21 protein-coding genes are annotated in these 22,572 nt (G+C 71.6%); 13 read left to right on the top strand and 8 right to left on the bottom strand.

Translation table 11 applies throughout. From position 1 onward, the window contains the following. Positions 1-91: 91 nt before the first annotated feature. Together AB0I91_RS31990 and AB0I91_RS31985 are read right to left on the bottom strand one after the other, a co-directional pair. Positions 92-841, bottom strand: coding sequence for a PP2C family protein-serine/threonine phosphatase (locus AB0I91_RS31990; RefSeq protein WP_498784659.1), 750 nt, complete (start codon positions 839-841; stop codon positions 92-94). A gap of 66 nt (positions 842-907) precedes the next feature. Next, on the bottom strand, positions 908-1,948 hold the full coding sequence (locus tag AB0I91_RS31985) for an ROK family transcriptional regulator (protein ID WP_498784657.1): 1,041 nt from the start codon (positions 1,946-1,948) through the stop codon (positions 908-910). A gap of 53 nt (positions 1,949-2,001) precedes the next feature. Here AB0I91_RS31985 and AB0I91_RS31980 point away from each other — a divergent pair, with 53 nt between their 5' ends. Beyond that, the gene (locus AB0I91_RS31980; protein WP_499640284.1) at positions 2,002-3,021 is read left to right on the top strand and encodes a Gfo/Idh/MocA family protein; all 1,020 of its coding nucleotides are present in this window, start codon (positions 2,002-2,004) and stop codon (positions 3,019-3,021) included. Beyond that, positions 3,018-3,482: a heme-degrading domain-containing protein gene (locus tag AB0I91_RS31975; protein ID WP_498784653.1), complete on the top strand. Its 465-nt coding sequence runs from the start codon at positions 3,018-3,020 to the stop codon at positions 3,480-3,482. Before AB0I91_RS31980 ends, AB0I91_RS31975 begins: the two co-directional genes overlap by 4 nt. An 82-nt stretch (positions 3,483-3,564) precedes the next feature. Here the strand turns inward: AB0I91_RS31975 and sigJ are convergent, their stop codons facing one another. Beyond that, complete coding sequence (gene sigJ / locus AB0I91_RS31970; RefSeq protein WP_499640282.1) at positions 3,565-4,503, bottom strand: RNA polymerase sigma factor SigJ; 939 nt, start codon at positions 4,501-4,503, stop codon at positions 3,565-3,567. A gap of 142 nt (positions 4,504-4,645) precedes the next feature. Between sigJ and AB0I91_RS31965 the strand changes: the two genes are divergently transcribed. Both AB0I91_RS31965 and AB0I91_RS31960 read left to right on the top strand, forming a co-directional pair. Further along, complete coding sequence (locus tag AB0I91_RS31965; protein ID WP_499617628.1) at positions 4,646-5,836, top strand: serine hydrolase domain-containing protein; 1,191 nt, start codon at positions 4,646-4,648, stop codon at positions 5,834-5,836. A gap of 31 nt (positions 5,837-5,867) precedes the next feature. Then, positions 5,868-6,362: a carboxymuconolactone decarboxylase family protein gene (locus AB0I91_RS31960; RefSeq protein WP_499640280.1), complete on the top strand. Its 495-nt coding sequence runs from the start codon at positions 5,868-5,870 to the stop codon at positions 6,360-6,362. A 50-nt stretch (positions 6,363-6,412) separates the two neighbouring features. Here the strand turns inward: AB0I91_RS31960 and AB0I91_RS31955 are convergent, their stop codons facing one another. Then, on the bottom strand, positions 6,413-7,519 hold the full coding sequence (locus AB0I91_RS31955) for a serine hydrolase domain-containing protein (RefSeq protein ID WP_498784645.1): 1,107 nt from the start codon (positions 7,517-7,519) through the stop codon (positions 6,413-6,415). A gap of 264 nt (positions 7,520-7,783) precedes the next feature. Between AB0I91_RS31955 and AB0I91_RS31950 the strand changes: the two genes are divergently transcribed. Next, positions 7,784-9,412 carry a glycosyl hydrolase family 18 protein gene (locus AB0I91_RS31950; RefSeq protein ID WP_499617626.1) on the top strand — a complete coding sequence of 543 codons (1,629 nt, stop codon included), beginning with the start codon at positions 7,784-7,786 and terminating at the stop codon, positions 9,410-9,412. Positions 9,413-9,518: 106 nt separating this feature from the next. Continuing rightward, on the top strand, positions 9,519-10,277 hold the full coding sequence (locus AB0I91_RS31945) for a hypothetical protein (RefSeq protein WP_499640278.1): 759 nt from the start codon (positions 9,519-9,521) through the stop codon (positions 10,275-10,277). Positions 10,278-10,319: 42 nt separating this feature from the next. Here the strand turns inward: AB0I91_RS31945 and AB0I91_RS31940 are convergent, their stop codons facing one another. Next, positions 10,320-12,089 (bottom strand): M14 family zinc carboxypeptidase, encoded by a 1,770-nt coding sequence (locus AB0I91_RS31940; protein WP_498784639.1) that lies wholly within the window; start codon positions 12,087-12,089, stop codon positions 10,320-10,322. 153 nt (positions 12,090-12,242) lie between these two features. On the opposite strand from AB0I91_RS31940, the gene AB0I91_RS31935 reads away from it, so the two are divergent. Then, positions 12,243-12,485, top strand: a complete 243-nt coding sequence (locus AB0I91_RS31935) for a DUF2630 family protein (protein WP_498784637.1) — start codon at positions 12,243-12,245, stop codon at positions 12,483-12,485. A 66-nt stretch (positions 12,486-12,551) separates the two neighbouring features. Then, positions 12,552-13,364, top strand: coding sequence for a MerR family transcriptional regulator (locus AB0I91_RS31930; RefSeq protein ID WP_499640276.1), 813 nt, complete (start codon positions 12,552-12,554; stop codon positions 13,362-13,364). Between the two features lie 79 nt (positions 13,365-13,443). Here the strand turns inward: AB0I91_RS31930 and recD2 are convergent, their stop codons facing one another. Together recD2 and AB0I91_RS31920 are read right to left on the bottom strand one after the other, a co-directional pair. Further along, positions 13,444-15,609, bottom strand: coding sequence for an SF1B family DNA helicase RecD2 (gene recD2 / locus AB0I91_RS31925; protein ID WP_499640274.1), 2,166 nt, complete (start codon positions 15,607-15,609; stop codon positions 13,444-13,446). 36 nt (positions 15,610-15,645) lie between these two features. Continuing rightward, the gene (locus AB0I91_RS31920; protein WP_499640272.1) at positions 15,646-15,990 is read right to left on the bottom strand and encodes a hypothetical protein; all 345 of its coding nucleotides are present in this window, start codon (positions 15,988-15,990) and stop codon (positions 15,646-15,648) included. A gap of 233 nt (positions 15,991-16,223) precedes the next feature. Between AB0I91_RS31920 and AB0I91_RS31915 the strand changes: the two genes are divergently transcribed. From AB0I91_RS31915 to AB0I91_RS31905, 3 genes are all read left to right on the top strand, one after another. Then, positions 16,224-16,898: a response regulator gene (locus tag AB0I91_RS31915; RefSeq protein WP_498784628.1), complete on the top strand. Its 675-nt coding sequence runs from the start codon at positions 16,224-16,226 to the stop codon at positions 16,896-16,898. Further along, entirely contained in the window at positions 16,895-17,941 is a 1,047-nt protein-coding gene (locus tag AB0I91_RS31910) for a HAMP domain-containing sensor histidine kinase (protein WP_499640270.1), read from the top strand. Before AB0I91_RS31915 ends, AB0I91_RS31910 begins: the two co-directional genes overlap by 4 nt. Positions 17,942-18,375: 434 nt before the next feature. Further along, positions 18,376-19,707 carry a DUF4153 domain-containing protein gene (locus tag AB0I91_RS31905; RefSeq protein WP_499640268.1) on the top strand — a complete coding sequence of 444 codons (1,332 nt, stop codon included), beginning with the start codon at positions 18,376-18,378 and terminating at the stop codon, positions 19,705-19,707. On the opposite strand, the gene AB0I91_RS31900 is transcribed toward AB0I91_RS31905, so the two are convergent. Further along, positions 19,682-20,503, bottom strand: a complete 822-nt coding sequence (locus AB0I91_RS31900; RefSeq protein ID WP_498784622.1) for an alpha/beta fold hydrolase — start codon at positions 20,501-20,503, stop codon at positions 19,682-19,684. The two genes, AB0I91_RS31905 and AB0I91_RS31900, sit on opposite strands and share 26 nt — an antisense overlap. 94 nt (positions 20,504-20,597) lie before the next feature. Here AB0I91_RS31900 and AB0I91_RS31895 point away from each other — a divergent pair, with 94 nt between their 5' ends. Both AB0I91_RS31895 and AB0I91_RS31890 read left to right on the top strand, forming a co-directional pair. Continuing rightward, on the top strand, positions 20,598-21,260 hold the full coding sequence (locus tag AB0I91_RS31895; RefSeq protein ID WP_499617613.1) for a TetR/AcrR family transcriptional regulator: 663 nt from the start codon (positions 20,598-20,600) through the stop codon (positions 21,258-21,260). 135 nt (positions 21,261-21,395) lie between these two features. Continuing rightward, on the top strand, positions 21,396-22,541 hold the full coding sequence (locus AB0I91_RS31890; RefSeq protein ID WP_498784618.1) for a mechanosensitive ion channel family protein: 1,146 nt from the start codon (positions 21,396-21,398) through the stop codon (positions 22,539-22,541). Positions 22,542-22,572 lie beyond the last annotated feature (31 nt).

Genomic DNA, 22,572 nt, shown 5'->3' with positions numbered 1-22,572 from the left:
ACATACAACAGCGGTATGCGGCCCATTCGGCCGCACCGCCGGGAACCACCTCAGGCGCGACTCTCATCGAACGAGACTTGTGAAACAGGCGCTAGCGCGTCAGCCACTTCGGCAGCCACGACGAGTTGCCCGCCGGCAGCACGTCCACCACGACGCAGGTGATGTTGTCCGGCCCGCCGCCCGCGTTGGCCGCCTCGATCAGCGTCCGCACGGCCTCGTCACCGTCCGCGGACGCGGCCAGCAGCTCGGCGATCCGCGCCGGGCCCACCACGTCCGACAGCCCGTCCGAGCAGATCAGGTACCGGTCGCCCGCCTCGACGTCCTGGAAGAACAGGTCCGGGTCGTGCGCGCTGCCCGCCTGCAACGCGCGCATGAGCATGGACCGGCCGGGGTGCTCGGCGGCCTGCTCGGCGGCCATCCGCCCGTCGTCCACCAGCGCCTGGACCATGGTGTGGTCGCGGGTGACCTGGGTCAGCTCGCCCTCGCGGACGACGTAGCAGCGCGAGTCGCCGATGTGCCCGACCGCGAAGCGCTCGCCGTCCCACAGCAGCGCGGTGAGCGTGGTGCCCATGCCGCGCATGTCGAAGTTCTCCTCGGCCAGGTCGGTCAGCCGGATCGCGATCTCCCGCGCCGCGCCGGCCAGCTCGCCGAGTGGGTCGTCGGCGTCCACGTCGAGGTCGGCCAGCACCGCCACCGCGATCGAACTCGCCACTTCGCCGTACGCGTGCCCGCCCATGCCGTCGGCGACGGCGAACAGGCGTTCGCTGAAGTACACGGAGTCCTCGTTCGCTTCACGGCGCAGGCCGGGGTCGGTGCCGACGGCGTACCGGAGCGCATACATGCCGCACAGTGAATCACCCGCACGGGTGCCCGTGAGCAGGGCATGTCCAAATCCGGCCGGCTCTGGTCAGCGAGGACGGCCGTAGAACTCGCTCAGCAGGAGCATCGCCGCCCCCGCCGCGACCACGTCTTCACCCAACGGGGTGATCGACACGTCCACCGGCAGCCACTCGTCCTTGGGCAGCCTGGCGCGCACGCCGTCCAGGTAGGCGGCGGGTTCGGCGAGCACCGCGCGACCGGCCAGCACCACGTGGTCGATGTCGAGCAGCTGCACCAGGTCCGCCACCGCGACGCCGACCACGGACGTGGCCTCGACCAGGTCGCCCCGGGCGGCGGCGAGGTTGTGCAGCGCCTCGATGCACCCGCTGCGCCCGCACACGCACGGCGGGCCGTCGAGCTGGATGGTGGTGTGCCCGTACTCCCCCGCGTTGGTGCGCACGCCCCGGTGCACGCGGCCGTCGAGCAGCATGCCGATGCCCAGACCCGTGCCGACGAGCACGAGCACCGCGTCCCGCAGCTCCTCGCCGCGCCGCCACGCCTCGGCCACGACCGCCGTGTTGGTGTCCTTGTCGAGCACGACCGGCAGGCCGAGCCGCCGTTCGGCCAACGCGCGCAGCGGCACGTCCTGCCACTCGGACAGGCCGGTCGGGTAGTGCACCACGCCCGTGCGGTGGTCCAGCGGGCCGACGAACCCGATGCCCACCCCGAGGAGCCGTTCGCTGCGCAGGCCGTCGACCAGCCGGTGCAGTTCCGCCACGAACGTCGGCGGGTCGAAGTCGCGCGGCAGCGGCGCGACCGCGCGGTCGAGCACGGTGCCCGCGAGGTCGGTCAGCACGACGCGCAGCTCGTCGCGCTCGACCTGCGCGCCGAGCGCGAGCCTGCTGTCGGCGACGAGCTTGAGCAGGGTGCGCGGCTTGCCGACGCCCACGTTGCGCGTGCCGGACTCGACCAGCAGGCCGTCGTCGATGAGCCTGCTCACCACCTTGGACACCGCCTGCGGCGTGAGCCCGCTGCGGTCGGCCAGCTCGACCCTGGTCACCGCGCCGGATCTGGCCAAGCCGAGCACCACCGCGTCGTTGTACCCCCGCAGGAAGCGCAAGTTGGCCACGGGTCCATCATCGCACCTGGCGTTTACTACACGCCGTTGCTTTAATCACTGCCATGTCTCTCCGCACCGGACTGCTCGGCTACGGCATCGCCGGCCGCGTGTTCCACGCACCGCTCATCGCGGCGACGCCCGGCCTGGAGCTGAGCGCCGTCGTCACCTCGGACGCCACCCGCCGGGCGCACGCCGAGGCCACCCACCCCGGCGTCGCGCTGCCGGGCACGGTGGAGGAGCTGTTCGCGCTCGACCTGGACCTGGTCGTGGTCGCCACCCCGAACCGCACCCACGTGCCGCTGGCGATGGCGGCGATCGAGGCAGGCATCCCGGTCGTGGTGGACAAGCCGTTCGCGCCGACCTCGGCGGACGCGCGCCTGGTGCTCCAGGCGGCGCGGGACCGGGACGTGCCGGTGACGGTGTTCCAGAACCGGCGGTGGGACAGCGACTTCCGCACGCTCCGGTCGCTGCTGGCCGAGGGCGCGCTGGGCGCGGTGACGCGGTTCGAGTCGCGGTTCGAGCGGTGGGTGCCGGAGGTGTGGGACAACTGGCGCGAGCTCGGCGCGCCCGAGGAGGCGGGCGGGCTGCTGTACGACCTGGGCGCGCACCTGGTCGACCAGGCGTTGGAGCTGTTCGGCCCGGTGTCGACCGTGTACGCGGAAGTGGACCTGCGGCGGCCGGGCGTCGAGGTGGACGACGACGTGTTCGTGGCGTTGACGCACGCGAACGGGGTGCGTTCACACCTTTGGGCCAGTTCCGCCGCGCCGGACCACGGGCCGCGGTTCCGCGTGCTGGGCTCGGCGGGCGCGTACGTCTCGCACGGCCTCGACCGCCAGGAGGACGCCCTGGACGCCGGCAAGCCGTTTGAAGATTTGTCGACAAATGGCCGGTTGGGCGTGCTGGACGACGCGGAGGAGGTCGTCGGCCTGCCCGGCGCCTACTCCGAGTTCTACCGGCTGCTGGTGGCCGCGCTGACCGACGGCGGCCCGCTGCCGGTCGAGCCGGAGTCCGCCGTGCGCGCGCTGGACGTCATCGAGGCGGCGTTCGCCTCCGCCCGGACCGGACAGGTGGTGTCGCTGTGAGCTTGCTGGAGACGTTGGCCGAGCAGGAGTCGCGACTGGTGTTCACGTCGTTCGACAACGACGTGGCGCTGGCGCTGGGCGCGTTCCTGCTGGCCGCCGCGCGGGAGCGGTCGCTGCCGGTGACGATCTCGGTGCGCCGGGGGCAGCAGCGCCTGTTCCACGCGGCGCTGGCGGGCACGTCGGCGGACAACGACGAGTGGATCGACCGCAAGAGCCGCGTGGTGGACCGCTACGGGCAGAGCTCCTACCGGGTCGGCGAGGCCTTCCGGGCGAGCGGCAAGACGTTCGAAGCGGACTCACGCCTCGACCCCGACCGCTACGCCGCGCACGGCGGCGTGTTCCCGGTGAACGTGGCCGGTGTCGGCCTGGTCGGCACCGTCGGCGTGTCCGGCCTGCCCCAGGCCGAGGACCACGCGTTCGTCGTGGAGCAGGTGGAGAAGTTCCTGGCCACCACCGGGTAGACCAGGGCGCGGCGGCGCCGCCCGGTCGCCGCGCTCTTCCCCACCCGACGGCCCGTCCTGCCCCCGGACGGGCCGTCGGGCGTCACTTCCCCGTGCCGTCGGGGTCCGTGCCGTCCGGGTCCGTGCCGTCGGGGTCCGTGCCGAGGACGCCGTCGAGGTCGAAGCCGGCCAGCCGGTCGGGGTCGGACAGGATGTCGATCTCGACGATCCGCCCGTCGGCCACGGTGAAGCCCATGATCGAGAACAGCTCGCCGTCGATGGTGTTGACCAGCCCGGCCGAGCCGTTGACCAGCGCGGGACGCGCGGTCGCGAGGGTGGCCATGCGGTGGAACGTGTCGAGCTGCCCGGCGACGGCCTCGGCGCCGTGCAGGACCCGCATGCCGGCGAGCGCCTTGCCGCCGTCCGCGCGCAGGGTGACGTCGGGGTCCAGGACGGCGAGCAGGGCCGTGAGGTCCCCGCCGCGCGCGGCGGTGAGGAAGGCGTCGACGACGCGGCGTTGGGCGGCCGGGTCGGGGTCCGGCGCGGGCGCCGCGCCCTGGACGCGCTGCCGGGCCCGGCTGGCCAGCTTCCTGGCCGCGACCGGCGTGCGGTCCAGGATCGGGGCGATCTCCTCGAACGGCAGGCCGAACAGGTCGTGCAGGACGAACGCCAGCCGTTCGGCGGGGTTGAGCGATTCCAGCACCACCAGCAGCGCCAGGCCCACCGAGTCGGCCACCAGCACCTGGTGCTCGGGGTCGGCGACCTCGTCGGTGACGACCGGGTCGGGCAGGCGGTCGTCGAGCGGGTCCTCCCGGCGCTGCCGGCGTGAGCGCAGCAGGTCGAGGCAGACCCGGCCGACGACCGTGGTGAGCCAGCCGCCGAGGTTGTCGATGTCCTCGGCCTCGGAGCGGGCCAGCCGCAGCCAGGCCTCCTGGACGGCGTCGTCGGCCTCGGTCAGCGAGCCGAGCATCCGGTAGGCCACCGCTTTCAGGTGCCCGCGGTGCTCCTCGAAGCGCCGGGCCAGGAAGTCGCTGTCGTTCATGGTCACCTCTCGGGTCGGCGGTCGAACCGATGACGAACGGGACGCCCGCGATGTGACCGGCGCGGTCCGGTCACGTTCCCGGCCACCGCCGCGTCATGGCCGCGACACCAGCGGTGACACGACGATCGGAGCGGACCGGACGATGAGGGACATCGAGGTACGAGGCACGGTAGCCGAGGGTTTCGAGGGCGTGCGCGAGGAGTTCGCCGACGCGGTCGACCCCGGGGCCGGCGCCCAGTTGGCGGTCTACGCGCACGGTCGCCTGGTGGTGGACCTGTGGTCCGGCGACGGCAGCAGCGGGGACCAAGGGACCGGCGACGCGGTGACCGGCGACACCCTGACCGGCGTCTACTCCGCGACCAAGGGCGCCGCGACGTTGGCGGTGGCGCTGCTCGTGCAGGACGGCGCGCTGGAGCTGGACCGGCCCGTCGCGCACCACTGGCCGGAGTTCGCCGCCGCGGGCAAGGGCCGGATCACGCTGCGGGACGTGCTCACCCACCGTTCCGGCGTGATCGGCGTCGACGGCGGCCTCACCGCCGAGGAGCTCGCGGACGACGAGGTGATCGCCCGGCGGCTGGCCGGGCAGCGGCCGTACTGGCGGCCCGGCTCGGCCTACGGCTACGGCGGGTTCGTGACGTTCGCGATCGTGGGCGAGGTCGTCCGCCGGGCCACGGGCCGGTCGCTCCAGGCGTGGTTCGAGGAGCGGGTGCGGGCGCCCCACGGGCTGGACCTGCACCTGGGGCTGCCGGAGGCGCTGGAGGACCGGTTCCGGGAGGTGCGGCCGGGATCGGCGAGCCCGGCGGAGCTGGCCGCGTTCTGGGCGGACGTCCCGGGACCGCACAGCATCACCGGCATCGGCTACGGCCTGAACTCCACCCCGCCGCTGGACCAGGTGGCGTTCCTCAACACCCGGCGGGTGCGCGCGCTCGGCCAGGCGTCCGCCGGCGGCGTCGGCAACGCCCGCGCGTTGGCCGGGATGTACGCCGCGGCGGTGTTCGGCCTGGACGGTCGCGCGCCGTTGCTCGAGCCCGACACGCTCGACGAGTTCGCCATGCTCCACTCCACGGGTCGCGACCTCGTCACCGGCGAGGCGGGGCAGTACGCCCTCGGGTTCCAGGCGAAGGGCCTGCGCTACCCGTTCCTGAGCGCGAAGGCGTTCGGCCACAACGGGTCCGCGGGCGCGGAGTCGTTCGCCGACCCCCTCGGCGGCATCGCCTTCGGCTACACCCGCCGCCGCTTCGCCTTCGACTGGTCCTACCCCGAGCACGACCGGCTGGCCGCCGCCGTCCACCGCGCGGTCACGTCCGCGCCTCGCGACGCGTCAGTGCGGTGAAGACGACGAAATCCGAGAGGACACCTCCACGATGACCGCCATCCAGGACTCGCTCCAGTCCCGTCTGCCGAACCCCGCCGTGCTCGTCCCCGAGCTCGGGGAGCTCGCCAAGATCATGTTCCAGGCCGTCGGCAACGGCTCGGTCCCGCCGACCACCATCAGCCTGGTGCACCTGCGCGCGGGGCAGCTCGTCGGCAACACCTACCTGACCACCCTGCACACCGGCAACCTCCGCAAGGCGGGTGTGTCGGAAGAGCGCATCACCGCCGTCGCGTCCTGGCCGGACGCGCCCCACTTCACCGCCGCCGAACGGGCCGCGCTGGCCCTCGTCGAGGCGGTGCTCACCCCCAACCCGCACGGCGAGCGCGTCACCGACGACCTGTACGCCCTGGCGTCCGCGCACTACGACGACAAGGCGCTGGCCACGTTGACCATGGCGATCGGCCAGATCTGCTTCTTCATCCCGGTGGCCCTCATCGGCAAGCCGCTGCCGGGCGTCGCGCCCGCGCAGCAGTGGCGGGACTGAGCCCGCCGGGCGGTGGGGCGCCCGACCGGACGCCCCACCGCCTCACCGCGTCAGCAGAACACCTCGTTCAGCAGCTCGTCGTAACCCTCGATCTGGCCCGGGTCCGGCGCGGAGGTCAGCGAGGCCGTCATGCGGGTCTTCGTGTCCGCCGTGCTGATCACCAGGCTGTTGTAGCCCGGGATGCCGCCGCCGTGGCCCCAGACCGCCACGCCGCAGTCCAGGTCGGTCTTCTCGATGCCCAACGCGTAGCCGCCGGCGATCGGCAGCGTCGCGGTCAGCTCCCGCTGCTGCGCCGGCCGGAGCAGGCGGCCGTCCAGCAGCGCGTCCAGGAACCGGTCGAGGTCGGCCGTCGTGGAGATCATCTCGCCCGCGGCGTACGCCACCGACGGGTTGAACTCGGTGATGTCGACGACCTGCCCGCCTGCCCTGATGTAGCCGTGGGCGTGCGGGCCGGGGATGTCGGTGCGGTTGCCCGGCACGTACGTCGACCGCAGGCCCAGCGGACGAAGCACGCGCTGCTGCACCGCCACCCCGTACGGCCGGCCGGTGACCTTCTCCACCAGCATCCCGGCGACGACGTAGTTGGTGTTCGAGTACTTCCAGCTCGTGCCGGGCTGGAAGTCCAGCGGCCGCGACGTCGACATCGCGAGCAGCTCCGCGGGCGTCCACGTCTTGTACCGGATGGCCAGCGCGCCGTCCGGGCCGGGCGGCAGCGCGGACGTGTAGTTGTAGAGCCCGCTGGTGTGCTGCAGCAGGTGCCGCACGGTGATCCGGTCACCGTCCGGCAGCAGGCCGGGCAGGTACCGGTGCACCGGCGCGTCGAGCTCGATCTCGCCCTCGCCGACCAGCTGGAGCACGACGGTCGACACGAACGTCTTGGTGATGCTGCCGACCCGGAACCGGCCGTCGGTCGGCACCGGGCGCGGCGAGTCGACCTCCGCCGTGCCGGCGCGGGCGGTGAACTCGTGCCGCCCGTCGCTGACGCGGACCTGGACGCCCTGGCCCCCGGTGCGCGCCATGGCGTCCAACGCCCGCTGCACGACCTGCCGGTCGATCCGGCTCCCCCGGTCGGCCGGCTCGGCCACCGCCGTCCCCCCGATCCCCACGACCGCCAACCCCACGACGGCGGCTAACGCGATACCCCTCTTGCCCGTCAACGCGTTCCTCCCTCAGTCACGTCGCCGACCCCTTCGGCGGGTTCGAGTCTGGCCGTCCGGCGGGGTTCCCACGTCGGTCCCTGGTCTGGGAGCGCATCAGACTTTAGGCTCGTCCACCCTTAGTGGTCGGGCGTCTTCGGAACCGGTTCCGAACGGGTTACCACTAGTCCGTTCGAGTGACGCCAATGGTCTAGACCTTGACCGTGAAGTGGTCTGAACCACATCGTGGGTCAACCCTGCACTCCTTTCCTGACAAGGAGCACGATGTCCAAGATCCGATGGCATGTCACAGCGTTGTTCGTGGCGGTCGCCACGTTGGTGGTGGGGCTGGTCGTCGCGCCCGCGGCCAGCGGTGCGGGCGGCGTCTCGGCCACCTTCAGCAAGGGCTCGGACTGGGGCACCGGCTACGAGGGCAAGTACACGATCCGCAACGGCTCCACGGCGGCCCTGACGTCGTGGACGGTCGAGTTCGACCTGCCCACCGGCCACCGGGTCAGCTCCCTGTGGGACGGCTCGCACACCGTCAGCGGCCAGCACGTGACCGTGAAGAACACGTGGAACGGCAGCGTGGGCGTCGGCGGCACGGTGAGCTTCGGCTTCAACGTGACCTACTCCGGCACGTTCAGCGGGCCGGCCAACTGCAAGCTGAACGGCGCGTCGTGCGACGCCGGCGGGACCAACCCGACGACGACCACGACCACCACCACGACTACTACGACCACGACGACCACCACCACCACGGGCCCGACGACGACCACGTCGAACCCGCCGGTCGGCTCGCGGAAGAACCTGGGCTACTTCACCCAGTGGGGCGTCTACGGCCGCCAGTACTTCGTGAAGAACATCCACACCTCCGGCTCGGCCGCGAAGCTGACGCACATCAACTACGCGTTCGGCAACGTGCAGAACGGCCAGTGCACCATCGGTGACGCCTACGCCGACTACGACATGGCCTACACCGCGGCGAACTCCGTCGACGGCGTCGCCGACACGTGGGACACCGGCGCCCTGCGCGGTTCGTTCAACCAGCTGCGCAAGCTGAAGAAGATGTACCCGCACATCAAGGTGCTGTGGTCGTTCGGCGGTTGGACCTGGTCCGGCGGCTTCGGCCAGGCGGCGCAGAACCCGGCCGCGTTCGCCGAGTCGTGCCACCGGCTGGTCGAGGACCCGCGCTGGGCGGACGTGTTCGACGGCATCGACATCGACTGGGAGTACCCGAACGCCTGCGGCCTGACCTGCGACACCTCCGGCTTCAGCTCGATGAAGACGGTCTCCCAGGCCCTGCGCACCCGCTTCGGCGCCAACTACCTCGTCACCGCCGCCATCACGGCGGACGGGTCCAACGGCGGCAAGATCGACGCCGCGGACTACGGCGGCGCGGCGCAGTACCTCGACTGGTACAACGTCATGACCTACGACTACTTCGGCGCGTTCAACGCCAAGGGCCCGACGGCTCCGCACTCGCCGTTGACGTCCTACACCGGCATCCCGCAGGCGGGCTTCAACTCCGACGCGGCGATCCAGAAGCTGAAGAGCAAGGGCGTGCCGGCGGCCAAGCTGCTGCTGGGCATCGGCTTCTACGGCCGCGGCTGGTCCGGCGTCACCCAGTCCGCCCCGGGCGGCACGGCGACCGGCGCGGCGCCGGGCACCTACGAGGCGGGCATCGAGGACTACAAGGTCCTCAAGACCAAGTGCCCGGCCAACGGCACCGTCGCGGGCACGGCGTACGCGCACTGCGGCGACCAGTGGTGGAGCTACGACACCCCGGCCACCATCGGCGGCAAGATGACCTACACCAAGAACCAGGGCCTCGGCGGCGCGTTCTTCTGGGCGCTCGACGGTGACACGGCCAACGGCGAGCTCATCACCGCGATGGGCAACGGCCTGAAGTAAGCACCCTGCACCACCCGAAGGGCCCTGCGGGCGTCTCCCCCGCAGGGCCCTTCGCCGTTCCCCGCCCCAACGCGGTTGAATGAATTCTCGGGAGGGGAGGCGCGACGTGGACGACAGGACCGACGAGCCGGACGGGGTTCAGGCTCAGGGGGTGGCCAACCACCTCTCGGGTGCGGCAGGGCACGTGATCCAGGCGGGAGCGATCCACGGTGATGTCACCATCAACGTCCCCCAGGACGTCGCGGCGATCGGAACACCGCTGATCATCACCGCCTTCCACGACTCTCCACGCCTTTGGGCCGACGAGTACGACCTCGTCGTCCTGGACGGGAAGCGCCCACGGCTACTCAACGTGGACGACGAGCTCCTGTTCTACGTCGAAGGGCGAGGGTCCCAGGCGGTCATCCTCCTGGCGCTGCGGGCGGTCGTGGGGACCGACAGGGAGCCACGTACCGCGTACGCGGTGCCGAAGGTCGATCCCGTCCTCGCGTCGACACGGATGCACACGCGTGACTTCCAGGTGGTCCTCGCCCCCGGCCGGAAGCTCGAGGTCGAGCCGTGTGGCGGGTGGAGCGGGAAGTTCCCGTTCACCGTCACGGCCGGTGACCCCGAGAGGTTCTCCGTCGTGGGCCGCAGCTCGGCGGGCGAGGTGCGGTGGCGGCTCGAACTGGACTGGATGTCCGGCGGGCGCCGGGGCACGGAGACGATCGACGTCGGCGGCAAACCGTTGCACTCCTACCCCAGGGGAGCGGTCGCGGACGGGCTTCCCCCCGCTCACCTGCACGACTTCCTCCTGGCCAAAGCCGATCGGTACATCAAGGACGCGCTGCGGGAGGCGCTGAGCGCGCCCGAGCCCGGGCCGTGACGGGGCCCGCGTGCCGGAAGCAAGCGGGCCCCGGACCGGTGACTAGACGGTCAGGCTCCACGAGTTGATGTACCCGGTGTCGGCCGAGTACACGTCCTGGACTCGGAGCTGCCACGCGCCGTTGCGCGCCTCCGACGAGACGTTCGCGGTGTACGTGGTGTCGATGTTGTCGCCCGAGTCGTTGTTCGACGCCTTCAGGCGGTACGCCGTGCCGTCCGGCGCGACCAGGTCGATCACCAGGTCACCCCGGTAGGTGTGCACGATGTGCACCTCCACCTGCGACGTCGCCGAAGCGGTGCCCTCGCAGCCGGCGATGGTGATCGTGCTGGTGACCGCCGCCCCGTTGTCCGGGATGGCGACGTCGGCGTCGTTGGTCGACTTGGCGCACCCGACCGGCGGGTTGCCGCCACCGCCGTAGGGGTTGGCCGCCTTCTTGGCCGCGTACATCAGCATCGGCTTCGTCTTCGGCCAGAACGTCGACGCCTGGCAGGAGTACGTCGGGAAGAACCCGGAGCACGACCCCGACGACGGCCCGATCTCCCACACGAACGACGCCACGCCCAGGTCGTCGTACACCCAGTCGTCCGTCGCGCCGGCCGCGTTGTAGAGCACCTCGCCCGGCTGCCCGTACTGCCACCCGCCGGCCAACGTCGCCATGTCCTTCGCCATGGCCCGCATCGGCGCGTCGTTGCCCGTCTTGTACTGCGTCGTCCAGCCCCACGGGAACAGCACCAGGTTCGAGTAGCTGTGCATGGAGATCACGACACCGGTCGTGTCGGCGGGCGCGGCGTCGGTGGTGCCGGTGCCGCGGCGGTCGCGGTAGAGGTTGCGCCACAGCGCCTGCAACGCCCTCGTCTCGACCTCGGAGTTCGCCGACGGCCCCTTGTACGTCTGGTCGCACGGGTTGGACGACGTGCCCGCGCCGCCCCAGTGCGAGTCGGTGTTGCGGTTGAGGTCGATGCCGATCTGCGACGACGACGTGCCGGAGCAGTTCGACCCGTTCGTGGTGTTGGCGTTCTTGCGCTGGTAGCGCGGCGAGTTGCCGCCCTGCTGCACGATGTTCACGCCGTCCGGGTTCGCGATCGGCACGACCCACACCTCGGTCGTGTCCAGCAGCGCGGTGACCTCCGCGTCGACCCCGTAACCGGTGGTCAGGTGGTCGATCCACTTCCACGCCGTGTCACCGGTGGTCAGCTCGCGGGCGTGCAGCTGGCCCATCACGAAGAAGCGGGGCTTCGGCGCGGACGGGTTCAGCGCGCAGTCGCCCGCGTTCTTCTTGGTGATGCAGATGGCGCGCAGGTCGTAGCCGCCGGCGCCCTGCGTCTTCTTCCACGAGTCGCCGTAGTCGACCAGCGTGGTCAGCGCGGGGTACTGCTGCCCGACCAGGTCCAGGTGCGACCAGTGGGCGTTGATCGTGCGGTAGCCGCCGTAGTAGGTCTCGTTGATGTCGGCGGCGTCGAACGTCGGGGACTGCGACTTCTTCGCGGGTGGCTGCCACTCGGGCGCGGGCAGCACCTCGTCGATGACGGCGGTGAAACCGGCCTGCTTCAGGCCGCCGCCGGTGCTCGCGTCACCGAGCACGAACAGGTAGTCGCCGTCACGGTCCTCCAGCACGTCGAAGCCGCGCCCGAGCAGGTTCTGGGCGGCGGCGCCGAGCGGCGCGTGGACCTTGTAGACGTAGGTCGGACCGGCTTGGACGGCGACGGTCTCGGGTGCGGGACCGGCGGTTCCGGGCACGCCCCCGGTGACCACCGCCGCCGCCGCGACACCGGCCACGGCCAGTGTCAGCAGTGAACGTCTGGTCGACTTCACGGTTGTTCCTCCTAGGCAGGGTTGAGCAGGAGGATGAGGGACGGACCACCCCCTTGCACACCCGCCAATCGGCCATTGCTCAGCGTGATGACAAGGGGTTTTGACGGAAGCGGGTGAGGTACCCCGGCGCTTGGTCCGGATGGAGGAGGAGTCGTGACGGACGAAGAACTGGTCGAGCGGATCACCCGACTGGTCGAGGAAGAGCACCGGTTGGAGGGATCGCGGATCGGCGAGGGCCTGAGCGAGGGCGACGCCCGACGGCTGCGCGACCTCGAAGTGGCCCTGGACCAGACCTGGGACCTCCTGCGCCAACGCCGCGCGCGCCGGGCGGCGGGCATGGACCCGGACGGCGCCGAGCCCCGCGACCCCCGCACCGTGGAGGGTTACCGCCAGTAGTCGGCGGCGTGCGTTGACTCGTCCCTTGGGGCAGCCCGCAGGGTCGTCGCCATGGAGGATGTGGCGGTGGCACGGCTACTGGGGATCGGCGAGTTCGCCCGCCGGTCGCGGCTGTCGGTGAAGGCACTGCGGTTGTACGAACGCCAGGGCCTGCTCCGGCCGGCCGTGGTCGAGGCGGGCAACGGCTACCGGCGCTACCGGGAGGACCAGCTCGTCCCGGCCCGCCTGGTGGCGTTGCTGCGCAGGCTGGACATGCCGCTCGCGGTCGTGGCCCGGATCGTCGCCGCGCCCGAGGACGAGCGCGCCGACCTGCTCGCCGCGTACTGGGCCGAGGTCGAGCACCGGATGGCCGTGCAGCGAGGCCTGGCCGCCCACCTCCGCGTCGTGTTGTCCGGAGGAAGGGGTTTGGTGGAGATGTACGAGGTCAAGCAGCGAGAAGTACCCGAACAGGTGGTCTTGACCGAGCAGCGGCACGTGCTGCAACCGGCGCTGGTGCCGTGGATCGGCGACTCGCTGGGACGGCTGCACCAGGCGGCCGAGGCCTTCGGCGGCGTGTCCGGCCCGACGTTCGTGATCTACCACGGCGAGGTGAACGACGACAGCGACGGCCCGGTCGAGTCGTGCGTGCCGATCGGCGCGGCCGAGCCGCCGACCGGGTCGGCCGCCCGGGTGGAGCCCGCGCACCGGGAGGCGTACGCGCGGCTGACCAAGGCGCAGGTGGTCTTCCCGCAGGTCCTGTCGGCCTACGACGCCGTCGCCGCGTGGATCAAGGAGAACGGCTTCGAGGTCCACGACGCGCCCCGCGAGGTCTACTTCACGGACTTCGACGCCGCCGGCCCCGACGACGAGGTCTGCGACATCGCCTTCCCGATGCGCTGACGACCCGGCCCGACCGCGCGGGAACCCGCCCACCCGCGCGGTCCTCGCCTCCCACCTGCACCGCGGCGGGCCGGCCGACTCACACCAGCCGCGCCAGCCGGTGGTCCAGCGCCGTGTGCCGACGACCCGCGCCCACCGTGCGGACCGCCTGCCCGATCGCCTTGCGCGACCCGACCAGCACGACCAGCTTCTTCGCCCGCGTGACCGCCGTGTAGAGCAGGTTGCGCTGCAACATCATCCACGCGCTGGTCGTGATCGGGATGACCACGCACGGGTACTCGCTGCCCTGCGAGCGGTGGATCGTCATGGCGTAGGCGTGGGTCAGCTCGTCCAGCTCGCCGAACTCGTAGTCGACGTCCTCGTCCTCGTCGGTCCGCACGGTCAGCTTCTGCTCCACCACGTCGATCGCCGTGACGATGCCGAGCGTGCCGTTGAAGACGTTCTTGTCGTAGTTGTTGCGCATCTGGGTGACCTTGTCGCCGACCCGGAACACCCGGCCGCCGAACCGTCGTTCCGGCAGGTCCGGTTTGGACGGTGTCAGGGCCTCCTGCAGCAACGCGTTCAGCCCGCCCGCGCCCGCCGGGCCCCGGTGCATCGGCGCGAGCACCTGCACGTCCGTGCGCGGTTTGAGGCCGAACTTGCGCGGGATGCGGTTGGCGACGACGTCGACCACCAGCGCCGCCGCCTCCTCCGCCTCCTCCACCGGGAACAGGAAGAAGTCCGGCATCCCCTGCACGACGGGGTAGTCGCCGTTGTTGATCCGGTGCGCGTTGGTCACCACGCCGGACTGCTGCGCCTGCCGGAAGATGTGCGTGAGCCGGACGTTCGGGATGGGGCTCTCGGCGGACAGCACGTCCCGCAGCACCTCGCCCGCGCCGACGGACGGCAACTGGTCCACGTCGCCGACCAGGAGCAGGTGCGCGCCCGGCGCGACGGCCTTGACCAGCTTGTTCGCCAGGAGCAGGTCCAGCATCGACGCCTCGTCCACGACCACCAGGTCCGCGTCGAGCGGCCGGTCGCGGTCGTAGGCCGCGTCACCGCCGGGCTTGAGCTCCAGCAGCCGGTGCACGGTGCGCGCCTCGTGCCCGGTCAGCTCGGTCAGCCGCTTGGCCGCCCGGCCGGTCGGCGCGGCCAGCACCACCTTCGCGCCCTTGGCCACCGCCAGCTTCACGATCGACCGCACGGTGAAGCTCTTGCCGCACCCCGGACCACCCGTCAGCACGGCCACCTTCCGGCTCAACGCCAACCGGACCGCGTCGCGCTGCTTGTCCTCCAGCGACGCCCCGAGCCACCCGAACGCGCGCTCCCAGTCGACCTGCCGGAACGCCGGCATCCGCTCCTCGTCGGTCCTGAGCAGCCGAAGCAGCTGGCTCGCCAACGAGATCTCCGCCCGGTAAAACGCCACCAGGTAGATGCCCGGCTCGCCGTCCGGCATGACCTCGCGGACCACGCCCTCCTCCGCCACCAGCTCGGCCAGGCACTCGATCACCAGGCCCGCGTCGACCTGGAGGATCTTGATCGCGTCACCGATGAGCTCGTTCTCGGGCAGGTAGCAGTTGCCGTCGTTGGTCGCCTCGGACAGCGTGAACTGCAGCCCGGCCTTCACCCGCTGCGGGCTGTCGTGCGGGATGCCGACGGCCTTCGCGATCAGGTCGGCGGTGCGGAACCCGATGCCCCACACGTCGTTGGCCAGCCGGTAGGGCTCCTCGCGGACGACCTCGATCGCCTTGTCGCGGTACTGCTTGTAGATCCGCACGGCCAGGGACGTCGACACGCCGACGCCCTGGAGGAAGACCATGACCTCCTTGATCGCCTTCTGCTCCTCCCACGCGTCGGCGATCAGCTTGGTGCGCTTGGGACCGAGCTTGGGCACCTCGATCAGGCGCTGCGGCTCGTGCTCGATGACCTCCAGCGCGTCCACGCCGAAGTGCGTGACGATCCGGTCGGCCAGCACCGGTCCGATGCCCTTGATCAGGCCGGAGCCGAGGTAGCGGCGGATGCCCTGGATCGTGGCCGGCAGCACGGTCGTGTAGTCCTCGACCACGAACTGCTTGCCGTACTGCGGGTGCGAGCCCCACCGACCGCGCATCCGGATCGACTCACCCGGCTGCGCGCCGAGCAGCGACCCGACCACGGTGACCAGGTCGCCGCCGCGGCCGGGGTCGACGCGGGCGACCGTGTAGCCGGTCTCCTCGTTGGCGAACGTGATCCGCTCCAGCACCGCTTCCAGGACCGCGTCAGCCACCGGGTCACCCTAGGACGTGCCACCGACGGCCGGCGGTCAGGGCCAGAGCAGCGGCCGGCCCCCGTACTCGCCCACGACCACGCCGCGGTCGTTGATGGCCTGGGCGAAGCCGTAGGTCCCGGACGGCACCGGCAGCAGCGCCACCTCGCCCGACGGCGACCAGCGGATCGGCCGGTTGTACCGGCTGGTCGCCGTGCCGGCGACCGCGCCGCGGTCGTTGAGCTCCAGCACCTCGCCCGCCCCGTACCCGTCCGGCAACGCCATGACCGACACGGCGCCGTCGGCCGACCACTTCACCGGACGGCCCTTCACCTGGCCGTACGCGGCGCCCTCCGCGTCGACCGCGTGCAGGAAGCTGTGGTACCCGGTCGGCGTCGGCACCTCGCTCAGCGCCGTGCCGTCCCGCCGAGATCACCGAAACGAGCGCCGGCACATCGCCCCACGTCCGTCGCATGACCAGTCCTCCCCAGTCCGCCCGCCACCAGCCAACCAACCAGCGACTGGGAGCGCTCCCAGAATCCCCCGTTCGGCCTCCACCCACCCCAGCGCGGTCTCCACAGGACGTTCACAAGTCGCGCCGGTCACCTCCACGGCTCCCACATAGAGTCGGCCGCATGACACGCCGGATTCTGGTGGTCGAGGACGACCTCACCATCGCCGAGTCCGTGGCCGCGAGGCTGCGGGCCGAGGGGTTCGAGGTCGAGCTGGCGCACGACGGCCCGTCGGCCGTCTCGCGTGCCCGTGACGTGCGGCCCGACCTCGTCGTGCTGGACGTGATGCTGCCGGGGTTCGACGGGCTGGAGGTGTGCCGGCGGATCCAGGCCGAGCGCCCCGTGCCGGTGCTCATGCTGACCGCCCGGGGCGACGAGACGGACCTGCTGGTCGGCCTCGCGGTCGGCGCGGACGACTACCTGACCAAGCCCTTCTCGATCCGCGAGCTGGCCGCGCGCGTGCACGCGTTGCTGCGACGGGTGGAGCGGGCGGCGTCGGCGGCGGCGCACCGGATCACCGTGGCCGACCTGGAGATCGACCTGGCCGAGCGGCGGGTCGTGCGCGCGGGGGCGGAGGCGCACCTGACGCCGACCGAGTTCGAGCTGCTGGTGCACCTCGCCGAACGGCCGCGGGCCGTGCAGTCGCGGGAGCGGCTGCTCAGCGAGGTGTGGGGCTGGGCCGACGGCACGGGCACGCGCACGGTCGACAGCCACATCAAGGCGTTGCGGCGGAAGCTGGGCACGGACCTGATCCGGACCGTGCACGGGATCGGGTACGCGTTGGAGGTGCCGCGGTGACCTTGCGGTCGGCGTTCGACACGACCCTGGAACTGCTGCCGCGCCCGTTGGACCCGGTGCGGTCGATCAAGTTGAAGCTCGGGATCCTGCTGGTGTCCGCGATGGCGGCCGGGTTCACCTACTTCTGGTACCGCATCCAGTGGCTGGCGCCGGGCACCACGTTCGGCACGATCGCGATCGTCCTGGTCACGTCGCAGATCCTCGCGCACGGGATGACGCGCCCGTTGCGGGAGATGACGGCGGCGGTGCGGGCGATGCGGGCCGGTGACTACAGCCAACGGGTGCGTGCGACGGCGCGTGACGAGGTCGGCGAGCTGGCCAGTGCGTTCAACCAGATGGCGGCCGACCTCGGTGCGGCGGACCAGCAGCGGCGTGAGCTGATCGCGAACGTCTCGCACGAGTTGAAGACCCCGATCACCGCTTTGCAGAACGTGCTGGAGAACGTCGTCGACGGCGTGGCGCAGCCGGACGCGGCAACGATGCGAACGGCTCTGGCGCAGACCGAACGACTCGGCCGCCTGGTGACCGAACTGCTGGACCTGTCCCGGATCGACGCCGGGGCGCACAAGTTGGACAAGGCCGAATTCGCCTTGGAACCGTTGCTGATGGAGGTCGTCGCCGAGGCTTCGGTAGCCGCTCGAGGGGTGCGGTTCACCGTCGACGTCTCACCACCATCGGCCACCGTCTACGCCGACGAGGCCCGGCTGGCCCAAGTCGTCGCCAACCTGCTGGACAACGCCGTCCGCCACGGCCCGGCCGGCGGCGAGGTGAGGGTCTCGGCCACCGTGGGCGCCGACTTGGTGCTGGAAGTCGCCGACGACGGCCCGGGCATCGCCCCACAGGACCGCGAACGGGTCTTCGAGCGCTTCACCAGAGGCGAACGAGCGGGCGGCGGCGGCACCGGCCTGGGGCTCAACATCGCGCGCTGGGTAGTGGACCTGCACGGCGGCACCATCGCCGTGGTCGACGGCTCCGGCTGCCGAATCCGCGCCACCCTCCCCGCCACCTGCCCACCAGCTCAAGCAACCACCTCCCCCACCTGACCCTCAGCCCTTCCTCCACCTAAGGGCTTCGCCATCATCCACCGCCCCGCCTCCCCAACCCGCTAACCCGCCCCCTCACCCCCACCTGTCCACTGACACGCCTTTCCCCAACAGAAGGGCTTCGTGTCATCCCGCCGACCTGGCTCCGCCCTACCGCGCGTGTCAAGGGGGGCGCTGTTCACCGATGCCCGCACCGTCCACTGATGTCGCCCCCTTGATACGTGTGGTAGCCCGTAGGGAGGTCGGTGGGATGACACGAAACCCGACCAACAACGGACCCGCCGCCGAACCACCCACCGGCCCGTCATCCTGCTGATCTGCCCGTCCGGCGAGGACTCTTTAAATCTTTTAAATCCCTTCACCCCCGCCACAAACCCCGAACCTCGAACCCCGAACCCGCGGGGCGATGACGCACGCCCTGGAGGCCCCACACCATGACCCCGAACCGCGTACTTCTCACCGGCGCCGCAGCCGGCCTGGGCGCGGCCGTCCTGCTGCCCCTGGACAAACCCGGCCTCGGCTGGTCCCTGACCGCGATCCTCGTCTTCGCCCTGCTGCGCAAGGTCAAACCGGGCTGGGCCGTACTCTCCGTCGCACTCTTCGGCGTGGGCGCGTTCATCTCCGCCCCCTGGCTCTTCACGCTCTGCGCCATCGCCGGCTGCGCCGCCGGGTCGCTCGCGATCGCCGGGGGGCGGACCGCGCGCGGCCTCGTGTTCGGCTCGGCCGCGGTGCCGGTCGCCGCGATCAGGGCCCTGCCGTGGGTCGCGAGAGGCGTCAAAGAAGGCGGCACGCCTCGCCTGGCCCGCCCGGTCCTGGTGACCGCCGCCCTCCTGCTGGTGTTCGTCCCGCTCCTCGCCGGCGCCGACGCCCAGTTCGCGGCACTCCTCAACTCGGTCACCCCCGACGAGTCCTCCGGCCAACCGATCGTGCTGTTCCTGGCCGTCGGCCTCGGCACGGTCGGCGCGGCCTACCTCCTCGTCTCCCCACGGCAACCGGACGAGCGGGGCGACCTGCCCCGCACGGTCGCGCGACGTGACTGGGTGCTGCCCGTCGGCGCGTTGGTGCTGCTCTTCGCCGCGTTCGTGGCCGTCCAGATCAACACTCTCTTCGCCGGTGACGAGCACGTCCTCGTCACCCCCGACCTCACCTACGCCGACTACGCCCGCAGCGGCTTCTGGCAGCTGCTCGCCGTCACCGTGCTCACCCTCGGCGTGATCGCGGTCGTCGCACGCCTGGCCCGGCTCGACTCACCGACCGACCGCCGCTGGCTGCGCGGCCTGCTCGGCTCGCTCAGCGTGCTCACGCTGGTGATCGTCGCCTCCGCCCTCGCCCGCATGTGGCTCTACCAGCAGGCCTACGGCTTCACCGTGCTGCGGGTCCTCGTCTCCGCCTGCGAACTGTGGCTCGGCGTCGTCTACCTGCTGGTCCTGGCGGCCGGGGTGAAGCTCGAAGCCGCGTGGCTGGCCCGCGCCGTCCTGGGCACGGGGTTCGCCGCGCTGGTCGGGCTCGCCGCGCTCAACCCGGAGCGGTTCATCGCCGAGCGCAACGTCGACCGCTACCAGGCCACCCAGAAGATCGACATCCGGTACCTCGCCCGGCTCTCCCCCGACGTGGTGCCCGCCCTCGCCGAACTCCCGGCCGACCTGCGCGCGTGCGCCCTGCAGTTCTACTACGTGGACAACGACGACTGGCGCTCGTGGAACCTCGGCCGTCAGCAGGCCCGGGACGTGCTCCCGCAGCTCAAACAGGGCGACTGTGAGCCGTGATGTGCTCGGTCACCAGGCGCGCCACCTCGTCGGCGTGGGTGATCTGCACCCAGTGCCCGGCGTCGATCGCACGCCGCCGCACGTCCGACGCCCACCGCTCCACATCTTCGCTCACGCCGGCGGTGACGTACTTGTCCCGCAACGGCTGCACCACCTGCACCGGCACCTCGGTCCGCCGCGCGCGGGGTGAGCGCAGCCGCGGCACGAAGTTGGCCCGGTACAACGCGATGCCCCGCTCGCCGTCGCGCACGATGGTCGGCGACACGTGCGGCGTCACGCCCTCCAGGCGGTGCGCGATCGCCTGCCAACGCGGGCCGATCACGTGCTTCCACAACAACGGCGCGACGAACGGCAGGTGGAACACCAGGATGTACCACGAGTGCAGCAGCTGCTTGAGGTGCCTGCCGGTGGGCCGGCGGCGCATCCAGTGGCCGACGTGGTCCAGGCAGGGCCCCGAGATCGACGTGTACGAGGCGATCGGCGCGCCGGGCGTGGTGACCGCCTCCCACGACTGGATCGAACCCCAGTCGTGCCCGACGACGTGCACCGGCGCGTCCGGGCTGACCGCCGCGATCACCGCGAACAGGTCGCGCGCCAGCTCCGGCAGCCGGTAGGCGGCCAAGCCGCGTGGCGCGGACGAGGCGCCCGCGCCGCGCACGTCGTACGTGACCACGTGGAACTCCTCGGCCAGCAACGGCACGAGGTCGTCCCACACCCGGTGCGTGTCCGGGTAGCCGTGCACCAGGACGACGGTCGGCGCGGACCGGTCCCCCTCCTCGAACACAGCGAGCCGCACGTCTCCGGACTCCACGATCACCGTTGCCTCCGAGAGCGCTTTACTACGCCTGCGTAGCTTTGTGAAAGCTACGCCACCGTAGCAATATGGGGCGGTGAGCACAACGCGCCGCAAGTACGCACCCCGGCTGCCACCGGGGCAGCGGCGCGACCAGTTGCTGGACGGCGCGCTCGACCTCATCGCCTGCGGCGGTTTCGACGCGCTGACCATGGAGGCCGTGGCCCGGCGGTCGGGCGTGACCAAGCCGGTGGTCTACGAGCTGTACGCGAACCGGGCCGAGGTGATCGCCGCGCTGCTGGACCGCGAGGCCGAACGGGCCACCGCGCAGGTGCTCGGCGCGATGCCGACCGCGGACTTCGGCGACCGCTCGCCGGAGGACGTCTACACCGACACCGTGCGCGCGTTCATCAACGCGGTCGTGGCGTCACCGCAGCGGTGGCGGCTCGTGCTGCTGCCGCCCGAGGGCACGCCGGTCGAGTTCCGGCAGCAGGTCGCCGTCGTGCGGGCGCAGGTGTTGGCGCACGTCAACGCGCTGGCCGAGCTGGGGCTGAAGGCGTTGGGCAGCACCGGGCTGGACGCCGAACTGCTCGGCCACACCATGCTCGCGCTGGCCGAGATGGCCGGCCGGCTGGTGATCACCGACCAGGAGCGGTTCACGCCGGACCGGCTGGTCGCGTTCGTCGGCCAGGTCGCGCACCTGCTGCCGACGGGCGGAGCGGCGAGTGGCGAACGTCCCACATTTCGCTCGGACGGCTGAACCGGCGCACCAGTGGGTACGCACCTCGGAACGCCGCTGCACACCCCTCGAACCCGGAACGTCGCTGGAAACCCCTGGAAACCCGACGCTTGAAAACTGACGCTGGAAACCTCAACCACTGGGAGGTGCCCGTCCGTGCTGGTCGCCGTGCTCACGTTCGCTGGCTCGCTGCTGGTCGCACTGCTCGCCGTCACCCTCGTCCACCGCGTGGTCCGCCGCATCGGCCGCCGCTCCGCCCTGTTCGCCGGGCTGGCGCGGCACGCCCACCGGCCCGCGCTGGCGGTGGCGGTGCTGGTGGCGGTGCAGTTCTCCCTCGGCGTGGTGGCGCGCGGCGACTGGCGGCCGGTCGCCCTGCACGCGACCGGGATAGCGCTGATCCTGGCCGGCGCGTGGCTGCTGGCCGCCCTGCTGGTGGTGATCGAGGACGCGACGCTGGCGCGCATCCGGGTCGACGTGTCGGACAACCGGCACGCCCGCCGCGTGCACACGCAGATCACGCTGGTCCGCCGCGTCACCGTGGTCGTGGTGGGCGTGCTGGCGGCGGCGACCGTGCTGATGACGTTCCCCGCCGCCCGTGCGGCCGGGACGAGCCTGCTGGCCTCCGCCGGTGTGATCGGCGCCATCGCCGCGCTCGCGGCGCAGTCGTTGCTGGGCAACGTGTTCGCGGGCGTGCAGATCGCGTTCAGCGACGCGTTGCGGCTGGACGACGTCGTGGTCGTGGAGGACCAGTGGGGCCGCGTCGAGGACATCACCCTCACCTACGTGGTCGTGCACCTGTGGGACGACCGGCGGCTGATCCTGCCCACCGCCTACTTCCTCAAGACGCCGTTCGAGAACTGGACGCGGACCCAGTCGGCGCTGCTCGGCACGGTGGAGCTGGACCTCGACTGGACCGTGCCGGTGGAGGAACTGCGGCAGGAGCTGCGGCAGGCGCTGGAGACGAGCGACCTCTGGGACGGCCGGGTGTGCGTGCTCCAGGTGACCGACGCGGTCGGGTCGTTCGTGCGAGTCCGCGCGCTGGTGAGCGCTTCGGACGCCGGGCGGCTGTGGGACCTGCGGTGCGTCGCGCGCGAGCACCTGGTCGGCTGGCTGCGTGCCCGGCACCCCGGCGCGCTGCCCCAGGTCAGGGTGCGCGACCTGCCGCGCGCCACGACCACCGCGCCCGCACCGGCGGCCAACGGCTCATCGGACAACCGGGTCTTCGGCGAGAGCGCGGACGGCCAGGAGCGCGTGCAGGCGTTCAGCGGCCCGGAGCAGTCGACACCCGCCCAGCCGCGCTGACCGCCGTGCAACCGCACTGACCTCCCGCTCC

The organism is Actinosynnema sp. NPDC049800 (assembly GCF_040656635.1).
Lineage (GTDB): Bacteria > Actinomycetota > Actinomycetes > Mycobacteriales > Pseudonocardiaceae > Actinosynnema.
This window is presented reverse-complemented; position numbering and strand designations above follow the sequence as displayed.

What these genes read in the sequence shown, in the direction of transcription:
- AB0I91_RS31905 (WP_499640268.1), top strand. Translation starts at nt 18,376, where the DNA reads ATGACCCCGAACCGCGTACTTCTCACCGGCGCCGCAGCCGGCCTGGGC.
- AB0I91_RS31960 (WP_499640280.1), top strand. Translation starts at nt 5,868, where the DNA reads ATGACCGCCATCCAGGACTCGCTCCAGTCCCGTCTGCCGAACCCCGCC.
- AB0I91_RS31980 (WP_499640284.1), top strand. Translation starts at nt 2,002, where the DNA reads ATGTCTCTCCGCACCGGACTGCTCGGCTACGGCATCGCCGGCCGCGTG.
- AB0I91_RS31990 (WP_498784659.1), bottom strand. Translation starts at nt 841, where the DNA reads ATGTATGCGCTCCGGTACGCCGTCGGCACCGACCCCGGCCTGCGCCGT.
- AB0I91_RS31915 (WP_498784628.1), top strand. Translation starts at nt 16,224, where the DNA reads ATGACACGCCGGATTCTGGTGGTCGAGGACGACCTCACCATCGCCGAG.
- AB0I91_RS31950 (WP_499617626.1), top strand. Translation starts at nt 7,784, where the DNA reads ATGTCCAAGATCCGATGGCATGTCACAGCGTTGTTCGTGGCGGTCGCC.
- AB0I91_RS31965 (WP_499617628.1), top strand. Translation starts at nt 4,646, where the DNA reads ATGAGGGACATCGAGGTACGAGGCACGGTAGCCGAGGGTTTCGAGGGC.
- sigJ (WP_499640282.1), bottom strand. Translation starts at nt 4,503, where the DNA reads ATGAACGACAGCGACTTCCTGGCCCGGCGCTTCGAGGAGCACCGCGGG.